Annotated in this window: 9 protein-coding genes and 5 pseudogenes; 11 read left to right on the forward strand and 3 right to left on the reverse strand. The window is 68.3% G+C overall.

Features of this window, described 5'->3' with window-relative positions; genetic code table 11:
* Window positions 1-3 precede the first annotated feature (3 nt).
* Both C7T91_RS03355 and C7T91_RS03360 read left to right on the forward strand, forming a co-directional pair.
* Window positions 4-1,117 (forward strand): annotated as a pseudogene (locus C7T91_RS03355) (IS110 family RNA-guided transposase).
* 154 nt (window positions 1,118-1,271) lie between these two features.
* Window positions 1,272-1,494: pseudogene (locus C7T91_RS03360) on the forward strand (hypothetical protein); the annotation flags it as partial.
* A gap of 30 nt (window positions 1,495-1,524) precedes the next feature.
* Here the strand turns inward: C7T91_RS03360 and C7T91_RS31360 are convergent.
* Together C7T91_RS31360 and C7T91_RS03365 are read right to left on the reverse strand one after the other, a co-directional pair.
* Window positions 1,525-1,728 (reverse strand): DDE-type integrase/transposase/recombinase, encoded by a 204-nt coding sequence (locus C7T91_RS31360; RefSeq protein ID WP_145962762.1) that lies wholly within the window; start codon window positions 1,726-1,728, stop codon window positions 1,525-1,527.
* Between the two features lie 323 nt (window positions 1,729-2,051).
* A complete protein-coding gene (locus tag C7T91_RS03365; RefSeq protein ID WP_161555725.1) occupies window positions 2,052-2,642 on the reverse strand; it encodes an NAD(P)/FAD-dependent oxidoreductase in 591 nt (196 codons plus the stop codon).
* Between C7T91_RS03365 and C7T91_RS03370 the strand changes: the two are divergent.
* Both C7T91_RS03370 and C7T91_RS37720 read left to right on the forward strand, forming a co-directional pair.
* Window positions 2,633-3,251 (forward strand): annotated as a pseudogene (locus tag C7T91_RS03370) (transposase); the annotation flags it as partial. The gene C7T91_RS03365 and the pseudogene C7T91_RS03370 overlap by 10 nt on opposite strands.
* Window positions 3,252-4,147: 896 nt before the next feature.
* Window positions 4,148-4,273, forward strand: coding sequence for a hypothetical protein (locus C7T91_RS37720; protein WP_269099706.1), 126 nt, complete (start codon window positions 4,148-4,150; stop codon window positions 4,271-4,273).
* Here the strand turns inward: C7T91_RS37720 and gpmI are convergent.
* Complete coding sequence (gene gpmI, locus C7T91_RS03385; protein WP_108257986.1) at window positions 4,266-5,780, reverse strand: 2,3-bisphosphoglycerate-independent phosphoglycerate mutase; 1,515 nt, start codon at window positions 5,778-5,780, stop codon at window positions 4,266-4,268. The genes C7T91_RS37720 and gpmI overlap by 8 nt on opposite strands.
* Before the next feature lie 223 nt (window positions 5,781-6,003).
* Here gpmI and C7T91_RS03390 point away from each other — a divergent pair, with 223 nt between their 5' ends.
* From C7T91_RS03390 to C7T91_RS03425, 7 genes and pseudogenes are all read left to right on the forward strand, one after another.
* Window positions 6,004-8,868: a hybrid sensor histidine kinase/response regulator gene (locus tag C7T91_RS03390; protein ID WP_161555726.1), complete on the forward strand. Its 2,865-nt coding sequence runs from the start codon at window positions 6,004-6,006 to the stop codon at window positions 8,866-8,868.
* A gap of 51 nt (window positions 8,869-8,919) precedes the next feature.
* Window positions 8,920-9,327: a hypothetical protein gene (locus C7T91_RS03395; RefSeq protein WP_108257988.1), complete on the forward strand. Its 408-nt coding sequence runs from the start codon at window positions 8,920-8,922 to the stop codon at window positions 9,325-9,327.
* Window positions 9,328-9,342: 15 nt separating this feature from the next.
* Window positions 9,343-10,155: a heparan-alpha-glucosaminide N-acetyltransferase gene (locus tag C7T91_RS03400; RefSeq protein WP_161555727.1), complete on the forward strand. Its 813-nt coding sequence runs from the start codon at window positions 9,343-9,345 to the stop codon at window positions 10,153-10,155.
* Between the two features lie 382 nt (window positions 10,156-10,537).
* Window positions 10,538-11,107, forward strand: a complete 570-nt coding sequence (locus C7T91_RS03405; protein ID WP_108257990.1) for a tyrosine-type recombinase/integrase — start codon at window positions 10,538-10,540, stop codon at window positions 11,105-11,107.
* A 199-nt stretch (window positions 11,108-11,306) separates the two neighbouring features.
* Window positions 11,307-12,205, forward strand: a pseudogene (locus C7T91_RS39035) (tyrosine-type recombinase/integrase).
* Between the two features lie 77 nt (window positions 12,206-12,282).
* Window positions 12,283-12,465, forward strand: a pseudogene (locus tag C7T91_RS03420) (hypothetical protein); the annotation flags it as partial.
* 168 nt (window positions 12,466-12,633) lie between these two features.
* On the forward strand, window positions 12,634-13,062 hold the full coding sequence (locus tag C7T91_RS03425) for an SDR family NAD(P)-dependent oxidoreductase (RefSeq protein WP_161555728.1): 429 nt from the start codon (window positions 12,634-12,636) through the stop codon (window positions 13,060-13,062).
* The last annotated feature ends 44 nt before the right edge of the window (window positions 13,063-13,106 follow it).

Here is a 13,106-nt window from a genome sequence, read left to right on the forward strand (position 1 = left end):
AAGATGGGCGAGACGCAACGGACCGGAACCATCGTCGGCGGCGTGGATACGCACAAGGACCTGCATGTTGCCGCCGTGGCCGACGATCAGGATCGCTTCCTGGCCAGCGGGAGTTTCGCGGCGACGCGGCAGGGATATCGGCTGATGCCGGCATGGATGCAGTCGTTCGGGAGTATCCAGCGGGTCGGAGCCGAGGCGACCGGAACCTATGGCGCCGGCGTGCTGCGCTATTTCCAGAAGGCCGGGGTTCAGGTCCCCGAAGCCGCCGGTCCGGACAAACATGGTCGCCGGGCCCGGGGAAAGTCCGATGACCTCGATGCAGAGGCGGCAGCACATGCGGCCTTCGCTGGCAAGAGAACCGTCACCCCAAAACCCGCGACGGAATGATTGAAGCATTGCGGGTGCTTAAGGCGGTCCGGAGTGAGGCGGCCATGCGCCGCCGGTCCGAGCATGCCGGCGAACGGCGGTCCAGGCACGGCGGATCGCGTTGCAGATGATCGGCAACACCATCGTTTCAGCGCCTGACGCCTTGCGGGACAGCATTCGACACATGACCCGCATGAAGCAGATCCGCACATTGGCTGCCTGGCGCCCGGACATGACCGGCTTCCGTGAAATGGACACTGCCTACCGGATTTCCCTGAAGTCGCTGGCCCGGCGATATCTCGAGCTGCATGATGAAACCACCGATCCCGACGCCATGATCGAGGCCATCGCGGATGAACTGGCTCCAAAGCTCCTGGATCAGAATTCCATCGGCTATCAGTCGGCGGCGCGGCTGCCGGTCACGGCAGGAGACAATCCCGGGCGCCTCAAGTCCGAGGCCAGTTTTGCCGCCCTGTGTGGCGTCAGTCCGGTCCCCGCATCCTCAGGGAAGATCAATCGCCACAGACTGAACCGGGGCGGCGACCGGGCAGCCAACAGTGCGCTGCACATCATCGCCATAGGCCGTCTGCGATGCGACGAGCGGACCCGGAAATACGTCGCGCGGCGGATCGCAGACGGCCTGTCGAAACTCGGGGCCATCCGCTGCGTCAAGCGCTATATCGCGCGGGAAGTCTTCGCCATCATTCGAGACCGGTACAAGGAGATCAACCAGGCCCAGATCGCTGCTTGACAAACGGAAGGGCGTCAAAGGCTCCCAGTACCTGTCCATCAAATACACGGAGCGGCTGGCGGAAGCGGGTATCGAGCCGTCGGTCGGGAGCATCGGCGACAGCTACGACAATGCTTTGGCCGGGCGTTGTTGCAGAAGTCTGGGTTAGGACGTGATTACTTCGAGCACCGCTGGCGACGCCTGCGACACGCGTGCCTGCCACGACGCCGTCGCCGCCCGTGGCGCGGCGGCGGTTCGCCGGGCAAAAGGTCCCCCGGACCTTTTGCTGAACCTCCTCACTTCCGCCCCGCCGAAATGCGCGGCCATGGAAGCCGGACACGGCCGGAGCCAGGGCGCGCAACGAGATCCTGCGCGCGTCAAGGCACCTCGGCCGGGCGCCCGTTGGATGGGGCATCCACCGCATCAGTTCAGGCCAGCTTGAACGCGAGGCAATCATCCTTCCTGCTCATGGAAGCGTTGGCCGTCCATGCATCCAGAAGCCGCCGATAGTCTCCGCTGGCATATTGGATTCCGCGATCGGAATGACAGATCAGCCCCGGCACCGGCCGCCGGTTCTGCAGCGCCATGCGCATCGCGTCCATCGCGAGGCTGCTCTTCAGGCGCCCCGACATCGACCCGCTGCCCGGCTGGCGATTGCGTGCAACCGCCGGATGGGACCGGCGATCTCCATGGTGGCGTTCGCCATCGGTCCCGGAGGTGCCAGCGGCTGCGCCGCCGGTCCGAGCCCGATGGGCGACGGCGCATCCATGACGACTGGGGGGGGGGGGCGCCGCAGCGCCTGCGGCAGGCCCCGAAGATCGCCCGCATCCCGGGAAGAAGCTCCACGCGGCGGCAGGCCTGCCCGCAGACATCGCGGAGACGCTCGGGAGACTGGCGCAGGCAGGGGACGTGGCCGCCGCCTGCGCGCCGCTCTTCGCAGGGTTCGGCTGAGCGCTCAGCCGAAGCGCAGCGGGTCGTAGGGGGCCATGTCGATCCCCGGATCGCCGCCCGTGGCCAGCTCGGCGATCACCTCGCCGGTCTTCGGCGCCATCATCAGCCCGTGATGCGAATGGCCGAAGGCGGCGAAAAGGCCCGGATGAGCCGGGAAGGCGCCGAGCGCGGGCAGGCTGTCCGGCAGGGTCGGACGGCGGCCCATCCACATCCTTGCCGGGCTGTCGGCGACATCCGGGCAGATGCCGCGGGCGATCTTGCGGAAGATCGCCTCGCGCGACGGGTCCGGCGCCGCGTCGATCCCGCCGAATTCGGCCGTGCCCGCGACACGCAGCCCGCCCTGCATCGAGCTAGCCACGACCGTCGCCTCGACATCGGTGAAGGAGTTGTTGAGCGTCACGCCCGGATCGGAGATCTCGATATGGTAGCCGCGCTCGGCCAGGAGCGGCAGGCGCAGCCCGAGCGGCGCCAGGAGCGCGCGCGACCAGGCCCCGGCCGAGATCACCACCTTCTCTGCCTGATGCGTGCCGGCGGAGGTCGTGACCTTCCAGCCCTCGCAATCGCGCGCCAGCCCGGTGACCTCGGCGCGCTCCACGCCGCAGCCGCAATGCCGAAGTGGATTTCCGAGGCGGGAAACGCTCGAACGCGACGCATGCCTCGACGACCGATCCGGAGGCGCGGCTCTGCCGGAAATCGCCCGGCACCGGCGCAATGCTGTGCTTCCTGGGGCATGCGCTGATGGATATGAGGCGTCGTCCGCCATCGGTCCGAGGACCGCGCCGATTGCGCAGCGGCCTGGCCGTCCAGGGCGACCTGACGCAAGCCGACGGACATGCCGAACGCAANGGCGGCGCTCGACATGCTGCACCGGCAGTCGCCGGGATCGACGCGGCGGCTGACGCTCGGCATGGACAAGGCGTACGACGCGGCCGGGGTCGTGGCGGCTTGCCGGCAGGCCTGCCTCCCCCCGCATGTCGCGCAGAAGGCGCGGGTCTCGGCCATCGACGGACGCACCACGCGGCACAAGGGCCATGCGCTGTCGCAGAAGCACCGGAAACGCATCGAGGAGCTTTTCGGCTGGTCCAAGACCGTCGGCGGGGCGGCGCAGACCGTCTATCGCGGCGTGGAGCGGGTGCGCTCGCGATTCATCCTCACGCTGGCGGCGGCAAACCTTGCCCGGCTGCCGCGGTTGCTGGCCATCTGAAGACGGTGGCCGCGGCGCCATTTGCGCCGAGTGGCAAGGAACGGATGGAAGATCACGCCATCAAGCCCAGAAAGACGGAAAACAATTCCCTCCCCCGACTATTTCAGCAGCCTGCTATGCCTCCTTGGCAATGAGCGGAAATACCGGGGCGCCATTGTCGCTGTCGGTCATGCGGGCGGAGCGCCGCCGACTCGGGGCCAGGCCGTTCTCCTTCCTCCGCCGCCGGACCGTTTTCGGGGCCACGACCATGCGCCTGTGGCGGTTCCCGGCATCGGCGCGGCGGCAGCCATGGCCCTCGACCTCGCCGGTAGCCGCCCTGATTTCCGCGATGAGGACGGCGTCTCCTGGCTTGGGGCCGGGATCGCCATGGACGCTGGACCGCGCGCCCCGCATAAGCGCCCGTCCCCGGCGGATCGGGAGCCCCCTTTGGAAACTCGGTCTCGAGCGCCTGGCGTCCGGAACGCTGCTCGAACGCGGCAATCCGGCTTTCACGCTCGGCCATCAACTCGGCCGCCGCCAGGTCGTCGTCGAGCGCGCCAGACTCCACCTGTTCAATCCAGATTCTGATCAGAGCGCGCGACAGGTCGGGGCGGCGGCCTGCTCCGGGGAAGTCATTGCCATGGCGGCAACCGGGAGCAGAACCTCAACCGCCCGAACTCGCCGCGATTTCCGCATCCCCGGAATTGGGCCGCTCACCCTGGCTGATGGCGGCCCTTGCGGCACCTCTCGGCCCGGAGATGCCGCGGCACCAGGTCCGGAGCGGCGATGTGCCGGAGCTGATGATGCGCGTCCCGGAGCCGCAACATTCTCTCCGGCGCCAGACCGGCCAGGCCGTCCCCGCGATCGCGACCCCGGCCGGGGGGACCGAGGGAAGCCGCAGGACGCAGCGGCCGGGCATGCGCGCCGTGCGGGCGGCCTCGGCCACCCGGCTTTCCCAGGCGCTCTGGGCGGCGCAGGCCGATCCGGCCGACAGCGCGGCCATGGCGCAGGCCGCAAGGGCAAGGCGTCGCGGGCTCAATTGATCAGCGACTTTCCGGTCATCTCGGGCGGCGTGTTCAGCCCCATCAGCTGCAGCACCGTCGGCGCGAGATCGGCGAGGATGCCGTCATGCAGCGTGGCGCCTTCCGGCCCGCCGACCAGCGCGACCGGCACCGGGTTCAGCGTATGCGCGGTATGCGGCCCGTTGGTCTCGGGGTCCCACATCTGCTCGCAATTGCCGTGATCGGCGGTCACCACCATGGCGCCGCCGGCCTTCTCCAGCGCGGGCAGCACGCAGGCCAGGCCGCGGTCCACAGCCTCGCAAGCCTTCTTGGCGGCCTCCAGATCGCCGGTATGGCCGACCATGTCGGGATTGGCGTAGTTCACCACGATCAGGTCATAGCCCTTTTCGATTGCCTCGACGAACTTGTCGGTCACCTCGGCCGAAGACATCTCGGGCTGCAGGTCATAGGTCGCGACCTTCGGCGATTGCGGCATGAACCGGTCCTCGCCTTCCTCGGGCTCTTCCTTGCCGCCGTTGAGGAAGAAGGTGACATGCGGGTACTTCTCGGTCTCAGCGAGGCGGAACTGGGTCAGTCCCTGTTTCGCGACCCAGGCGCCCAGCGTGTTTTCGATGGCGCGCTTGGGGAAGACCGTCTGCATGAACGCGCCGTGCTTCACCGAGTAGTCCACCATGCCGAGCATCGCCGCGAATTGCGGGCGCGGCATCGGGTCGAAGCCGTCGAAGCCCGGCTCGCCGAGCGCCGACAGGATTTCGCGGGCGCGGTCGGCGCGGAAGTTCAGGCAGAAGAAGCCGTCGCCGTCCTGCATGCCCCGGTACTCGCCGATCACGGTGGGCTTGATGAACTCGTCGGTCTCGCCGGCCTCGTAGGCTTCGGCCACCGCGGCTTCGGGGTTGCCGGAGCGGCGCGCTTCGGCGGCGGTCCAGGCGCGGTAGGCGCTTTCCACGCGGTCCCAGCGCTTGTCGCGGTCCATGCACCAGTAGCGGCCCGTCACGGTGGCGATCTTCGCGTCGTTCTGCAGCCCCTCGACCAGCTCGGACATGAAGCCTGCCGCCGAGGAGGGCGCCACGTCGCGCCCGTCGGTCACCGCATGGATCGCCACCGGCACGCCGGCATCGCAGAGCACCCGCGCGGCGGCGAGGATGTGCTGGAGATGGCCATGCACGCCGCCGTCCGAGACCACGCCCATCAGATGCGCGGTGCCCCCCGAGTCCTTCATCTTCGCGATGAACGCCTTCAGCGTCTCGTTTCCGGCGAAGCTGCCGTCTTCGATGGCCAGGTCGATCTGGCCCAGATCCATCGCCACGGTGCGGCCCGCGCCGATATTGGTGTGGCCGACTTCGGAATTGCCCATCTGGCCCTTCGGCAGGCCGACGACCGGGCCGTGGGTGGTCAGTTCGGCATTGGGGCAGGTCGCCATGATGCGGTCGAAGACCGGCGTGTCGGCCAGCGCGGGCGCGTTGTCTTCGGTCCGGGAGCTCTTGCCCCAGCCGTCGAGGATGCAGAGGACGACAGGTTTCGGTGCCATGGGAGGGCTCCTCGGTCTTGGAACAGGTTGCGGGATATCTAGCTCATCATGCCGCGCAGGAAAACGCGCTCTTTGGCCTCTCCCGCCGGACGGCGGCAGGCGGCCGTAAACCATGACCTGACTCCGCGCGGGCAGCTGGGGGCAGTTTGAGATAAACATGGGCCAACAATCCGGGGATGCTGCGCGTCCCTTCCGGACAGCCACAGGCGAACAGGACAGTTGCGTGCAGGTACGAGTACGAGACGGCGTTTTTGACGAGATGCTGCGCAGGCCGGCCCCGCTGGCCTGTGCGGAGCGCGGGCTGTGGTCCGCGCAGGCGCCGGAGAACAGCGTTCCGGCGCTGGAGGCGGCCATCGCGGAGGGGTGCGAGCTGGCCGCCTTCGACCTGCGCCGGTCCCGCGCCGCCAATGGCGACGCCCGCAGGAAGCTCGGCGGCAATGCCCCGGTCCGCGGCCGGTGCCTCGACGACCTGCCGGGGGTCGAGCTGCCCGACCGGCTGCGCAACGAGGCCGGGACCGCCTTCCTGACCGGCCGCCCCTATTCGTCGATCTACACCTCGCAACGCCCCGATGGCGGGCTGGTTCTGATCCAGTGGGACATCTGGCCGCTGCACCGGCAGAACGGCCGCATCACCCATTGGATGGACCGGCGCCGCCGCACCTTCGCCGCCTCCGGCCGCCAGGATTCCGACATCCGCTGGCTGCAGCTCGCCGCCGATGCGCTCCGGGCGACCGATGTCGGCGTCTGGCACTGGGACCTGCGCAGCGGCCACATCACCTTCTCGCCGCGGCTGCTGCGCCAGCTCGGCTACGATCCCGCCGAGGCGGAGGGCAGCGAGACCTTCCTCGCCGGGCTGCACCATCCCGACGACCTGCCCAAGATGCGCGCGGCGATCGACGAGGCCATCGCCGGCAGCGGGCATTTCGCCCATGTCGTCCGGCTGATGGACCGCAAGGGGCGCTATCACTGGATCGCCGTGCAGGGCCAGGTGATCATCGATGGCGACGGCACGCCGGTGCGCATCCTCGGCACCGAATCCGACGTCACCGAGGAAACCCTGCTGCGCGACCGGCTGCTGCGCGCCGAACGGATCGCCAAGATCGGCAACTGGTCGCTGAAGCTCGATCCGCCCGGCATGTACTGGTCGCCCGAATGCTACCGCATCCACGGGCTTGACCCCGCGCGGTTCACGCCCACGCTGGCGCAGATCGGCTATCTGGTGCATCCCGAGGACAAGGCCCTGCTCCAGGACGCGCTGCGGCGCACCCTGAAGGACGGCAAGATGAATTGCGGCGACCATGACCGGTTCCGCGCCCGCATCATCCGCGGCGACGGCGAGATCCGCCATTGCGAATGGAACACGCTCCTGGAACGCGACAAGGCCGGCAAGCCCGCCGGGCTGACCGGCACGGTGCAGGACATCACAGATGCGGTCGATACCGAAAAGCGGCTGGTCCAGGCCCAGAAGATGGAGGTCGTCGGCCAGATGGCCGGCGGGGTCGCGCATGATTTCAACAACCTGCTGGCGGTGATCGTGGGCAATCTGGAACTGCTGGAGGAAACCAGCCAGCTGCCCGGCGGCGCCGACCTGATCCGCTCGGCGATCGACGCCGCCAAGAAGGGCGCCGGGCTGACCCGCAACCTGCTGAGCTTCGCCCGCAAGGCCACGCTGGAACCGACCCGCATCGAAATGGGCGAGCTGGTCGGCGAGCTGAACGGCATGCTCAGGCGCGTGCTGCCCTCGACCATCGAGGTGGAGCTCCGCTGCGGCGCCGACACCTGGCCGGTCCATGCCGACCGCAACTCCTTCGAGAACGCGCTGCTGAACCTCGCGATCAATGCCCGCGACGCGATGGACGGCATCGGAAAGCTGACCATCGAGACGCTGAACGTGGCGCTTGACGACCCCTTCCTCGAGGAGGGCCAGGAGGATCTGGCGCCCGGTCCCTATGCCGTCGTGGCGGTCACCGATACCGGCATCGGCATGAGCAAGGCGCAGCTGGCCAAGGTCTTCACGCCGTTCTATTCGACCAAGCCGCCCTCGAAGGGCTCGGGGCTCGGCCTGCCGATGGTGCAGGGCTTCGCCAAGCAGTCGGGCGGCGGCGTGCGGGTCTATTCCGAACCCGGCATCGGCACCACGGTGAAGATCTTCCTGCCTGCCTCGGACGCCGATGCCGCCCGGGTGCGGCGCGCCCGGGCCGCCGCGGAAACCGAGGTGCGGCTCTCGGGCCGGGTGCTGCTGGTCGAGGACGATCCCGGCGTCGCCCGCGTGCTGTCGCTCCGCCCGAACGTTCAGCGTGTCGCCCGCCGGGACACCGGTGACGGCCCACCAGTCGGGACCGCCCGACAGCCCGTCGGCATAATCCGCCGCCGGGGCCGTCTGCGCCGCCCCGCCGATCGAGACCGACAGCGTGTAGCCCGCAGCCTCGCCGCGCCGCGCGGCACTGCGCATCAGGTAGACGCGGATGCGGTAGTCGCCATCAACGGGCAGCACGCCGCTGAACCGGTTGCCCGCCGTCGAGCCGACATGGATTGCTGCCGGATCGCTGCCGCGCATCAGGTTGAAATAGGCGGCGGGGTTGTCGGTCTGGAACTCGACGGTCATGACCTGTCCCGCCCGTGCGCCGAGCAGGTAGTCGGTCATGTCTTCGCCGCTGATCCGGTCGCGGATCGTGGCCCCGGACGCCCCGGCAGCAAAGGTGACACGTTCTTCGGTGATCGGCTGGGCCGGCGCGGCCGCCGGGGACAGGCTCAGGCAACAGAGGAGGACGAGGCTGGAGATGCGCATGGGGCCATCCGTTCGGTCGGGAAACGCTCGGCGGCCCGATGCCGGGCCGCTCGTCGGACTCTCTTTCCGGACCGTCTTGCGTTCAGGCCGGGGCATCGCCGAAACCGCAGCTTGCGGTCCGATATTACCCCGCAAGGCCGCCCTGTCCACATGATGATTTTTTCATGTGACCGGATGTCCGCCGCGGCGGGATCGCCGCCCACCCCCTTTTTGCGGATCAATCGGAAACAATTGCCGGGCCGTGGTGACAATTCGCCCCGAAAAATCGCTCGCAAAGCCGTCCCGGCAACCCTACGCTGAGATCACGGAACCGTGTGCGCTTCCGCATGCGCAGCCCAGAGGAGAAGACCCATGACGACGCGCATCTTTCCCCGGACTTTCCTGCAACGTGCCGTTCCGGCCGCCGCGGTTTCGGCAGCACTGCTCGCAGCAGGCTGCATGGAGACCACATCCTCGGGAAGCATGTCCTCCGGAAGTGCCAGCTTTTCGGGCTCGACCCGCGACAGCGGCGGCGAGAGCGTCGATGCCCGGCTGAACCCGCGCTCCGGCGGCGGCTACACGCTGGTGCTGAAACGCGGCGAGGTGCTCTGCACCGGCGTGTTCGATGACGCGGCCGTGGCAGGCGGCACCGAGCTTGCCAGCCTGAACTGCACCGGCGATCACGATGGCACGGCCACCGTCGTCTATGGCGGCGATGCCGAACCGTCCCGCGTGGTCTTCTCGGTAATCGGGCTCGGCGGCGGCACCGTCTATGTCTGAGGCATGACGGCCGGCATGGCCGGGGCCGCGCGACGGATGCCGCGCGGCCCCGGCAGCGGCGGACCGGACAGGAACCCGGCCGGAAGCGCGCTGGACAAGCCGTCTTCCCGATCGCGCCGACTCGCGGAACTCGACATTGCGCGCAGCGCCGCGCTGGCCGCGATGGCGGTGTTCCACCTTGCCTGGGACCTGACGATGTTCGGCTTCCTGCCCGAGGGCACCATGCTGTCCCCGTTCTGGACCGGCTCTGCCCGCGCCATCGCAGGCAGCTTCCTGTTCCTGTCCGGCGCAAGCCTCTGGCTGGCCCATGGCACCGCCATCCGCTGGCACCCGTTCCTGCGGCGCCTCGCCCTGCTCGCCCTGGCTGCGGCGGCGATCTCGGTCGTCACGTGGCTGGCCATGCCCGGGGCCTGGATCCGCTTCGGCATCCTCCACGCCATCGCGGTCTCGAGCTGCATCGGCCTGCTCTTCCTCCGGGCGCCGCTACCGCTTCTTGCGGCAGCCACCGCGGGCATCCTCCTGCTCGCGCGGCTGGAGCTGCCCGGCTTCGGCGGACCGCTCTGGCTCTGGTCCGGCCTCGGCTCATCGCCGCCCCGGATGCTCGACTACGCACCGCTCGTGCCCTGGCTGGCCGCTTTCCTCGCGGGACTGCTATCGGCAAGGGTCTGTGCGAAGCGGCTGTCCCCGCGCCTTGATCCGGCCGTCCGCGCGGTGCAGGTCCTGTCCTGGCCGGGCCGCCACAGCCTCGCGGTCTACCTCCTGCACCAGCCTGTCCTGTTCGGCGCTGTCTTCCTCGCCAGACGCGCGACGGATCTGGCCATGGGATAACGTCTTCCGTTGATCCGACCGGCAAAGGCGGGAGCTCCCGGACCGGGCTGACCGAATTCTGTTGAACCGCAATGTCGAACGGCTGCTTCCTTGCCGGACTTGCGGCCGTGCCGCTACTAAGCGGCAGCTAGATTTGCACTGCGTGTACAAGATTGGATAATCTGCACCGGCAGAAAAGGGGCTCTCGCCAGCCTTGCGGCGGCGCGGAACCCGCTCTGCCTGTGCCGGACTCGGAACCCGTCATCCGAAACCATGCCATTCTCCAGCTGTCGGCGCGGTGCCGTCGCCGGGGTCGGGAGGGCCGGATGGAGACTCGTCATGTCGAAGATCCGATTGCCTGCCGTGCCCCCCGAAACGCCCGCCCTGGAACAAGGGCCGCCTCATGGGCCAGAAGCGCGCTTTCCTGCCCCGCCATTTCTGGGCCATCCGGGCGCGGCTCGAACTTGCCGGAAACCTGCGGGACCTGGCGCTTCTGAACCTCGCGATCGACAGCAAGCTCCGCGGCTGCGATCTCGTCGGGATGAAGGTGTCAGACGCGGCAATCGGCGACACGATCAAGGAGCGCGCCACAGTCATACAGAGCAAGACCGGTCAGCCAGTCGAGTTCGAGATCACAGAAAACACGCGGAAATCCATTTCCGTCTGGATCGACGCACCGCAGATGGCTGGCTGCGCCTTCCTGTTTCCGAGCCGGAGTCGTGCGTCCGACCACATCTCGCTGCGGCAGTACGCCCGCATGGCGAAGGACTGGGTCAAGATGATCGGGCTGGAGCCGAGCGGCTACGGCACCCATTCGCTGCGTCGGACCAAGGCCTTGCAGATCTACCGCAAGACCGGGACCCTGCGGGCGGTCCAGCTGCTTCTCGGGCATGCGAAGATGGACAGCACGGTGCGCTGTCTCGGCGTCGAGCTGGAGGACGCGCTGACGATTGCCCAGGGCATAGAGCTATGAGCGGCTGCCGGCGCCCGGCATCCTGAAGCTGCCGTCGCCGGTCGCAGGCCCGGCGGCGGATCGCAGCCCAAGGACGAAGCCGCTCACGCGGCATTGGCGCGCTTGGCAGCGGAGCGCGCTGATCGACCGCCTGTCCATTTGGGAATGCGGGCATCTGCCTGACGATTGGGGCCTCTCAATCGACAGACAGGAGGTTCCCATGACGGAGGAGAGAATATTGCCGCTGCGGGCGCGGATGATCGAGGACATGCGCATCCGGGGGATGGGCAAGAAGGCCCAGAAGTCCCACATCCGGGCGATCAAGGGTTTCGCCCGGTTCCTCGGGCATTCGCCGGATGCCGCCACTCCGGAAGAGCTGCGCGCCTACCAGCTGCACATGACCGACACCGGGGTCACGGCCAGCACGTTCAACGTGCGGATCGTGGCGCTCGGCGTTTCCGGGGCTTTCGCGGCGCCACTGGCGCCACGGTCCCCTCCAACTCTTCGGGATGACCAGCGGGCGCGATGAGAGTGAAGCGGACCAGGAAAGGCGCCAGTGGCGCGTTTCCCCGCTGAACGCGGTACATGCAGTTCCGCACGCTGCCGAGGAAGCTGCCCGTCGTGTCCAGCGTCGAGGAAGTCTCCGATATCCTGATGGCGGCGCCGGGACCCGGGCTCAAATGCCGCGCCGCGCTCAGCATTTCCCACGGCGCCGGACTGCGGCGCCGAGGTCTGCAACCTCAAGATCGGCGACATTGTGCCGGAGGCGCGTCTTGGACACGACGACAGCGACCGGGGGCTGGAGGCACGCCGGGAAGGATGGCTGTTTCCCGCTGCCCGGCAGGCGATTGCCTGCAATCGCCGAGAGAGGGCAAGCCGAAGATCAATCCGATCTCGCCGCGCCAGTTGAACCGCGCGTTCACCTCGGCCAAGGCCATGGCCGACATCAGCAAGCCGGCGACACTGCATACCCTGCGGCACAGCTTCGCCACCCATCTGCTGGAAGCCAGCACCGACATGCGGGTGATCCAGGTGCTTCTGGGCCATGCCAAGCTGACGACGACGGCGCAATACACCCATGTCGCGACCAAGACGATCCGCCATCGAACACCATCATGAGGCGCATCAGCGACCTCGGAGAAAACCATGATCCCGGACGGACACATCGCTCATCCGCTTGACAAAGCCGCAATCAGAGAACCGTGCTGCCCTGCGCCGGGACCGTGCCGATGCTGCTCTGGGCGCTGCTGGCCTCCGGCCAGATCCCCCTTCTCGCGGTTTGCAGGCAAACCGCTGCCGGGCAGCGGATGCGCAAGGCCGCCGGCTGGGAGACCCTTTCGCAGCCGCTCGAGCCGATGTCCCTTGGCCCCGCCGCCTGAACGGAGCCGGGTTCACAGGTCCGGAGCACGCCGATCGGCATTTTCCACCACATTCGCGACACGACGCGACATGACGGCGGCGGACTGGAAACGGACCTTGGACGTGACGCTGACCGGCGCCTTCCTGCTGGCCGTTTCGGGCTGCCGCATCTCCGCGAGACGCAGGGAGTGACCCTGAAAATTGCCCTGCAGCTGGTATATGCCAGGGCGCGCGGCTTCGCAGCCCATTCCGCGACCAAGGCGGGACTGATCTCGCTGACCCGGACGTCGGCGCTCGACCTCGCCGTGGACGGCATCCGCGCGGTCAGCCTGTCGCCGGGCGCGGTGATGGCGTCCCGCCTGATCCGGCGGGCCGGCAGCGAAAAGGAAGCGCAGGCGCAGCACGCTCCGCGCCACCCGATCGGACGCATCGGACGCATCGGACCCACGGCGAAGATCGCCGAAACCGCGTTGTTCCTGGTCAGCGACGGGGCCGGATTCATCCCCGGCAGCGATCTGCCCGCCGATGGCGGGTATGCGCTGAAGCAGACATGGGCACTGCCAGATTGCCCCGCCTTGCCCGAATGCTGCCGCGGCGGCCCCTTCGCCAGGCAGTGAGCCTGTCAACGCAGGCTGCCCGGCATTGCCAGGTAGCTTGCCGG

This window comes from Mangrovicoccus ximenensis (assembly GCF_003056725.1).
GTDB classification, from domain to species: domain Bacteria; phylum Pseudomonadota; class Alphaproteobacteria; order Rhodobacterales; family Rhodobacteraceae; genus Mangrovicoccus; species Mangrovicoccus ximenensis.

Coding starts and splice junctions, on each gene's coding strand:
- C7T91_RS31360 (WP_145962762.1), bottom strand. CDS start 1,728: ATGTCGGGGCGCCTGAAGAGCAGCCTCGCGATGGACGCGATGCGCATG.
- C7T91_RS37720 (WP_269099706.1), top strand. CDS start 4,148: ATGCGCGCCGTGCGGGCGGCCTCGGCCACCCGGCTTTCCCAGGCGCTC.
- gpmI (WP_108257986.1), bottom strand. CDS start 5,780: ATGGCACCGAAACCTGTCGTCCTCTGCATCCTCGACGGCTGGGGCAAG.
- C7T91_RS03395 (WP_108257988.1), top strand. CDS start 8,920: ATGACGACGCGCATCTTTCCCCGGACTTTCCTGCAACGTGCCGTTCCG.
- C7T91_RS03400 (WP_161555727.1), top strand. CDS start 9,343: ATGGCCGGGGCCGCGCGACGGATGCCGCGCGGCCCCGGCAGCGGCGGA.
- C7T91_RS03405 (WP_108257990.1), top strand. CDS start 10,538: ATGGGCCAGAAGCGCGCTTTCCTGCCCCGCCATTTCTGGGCCATCCGG.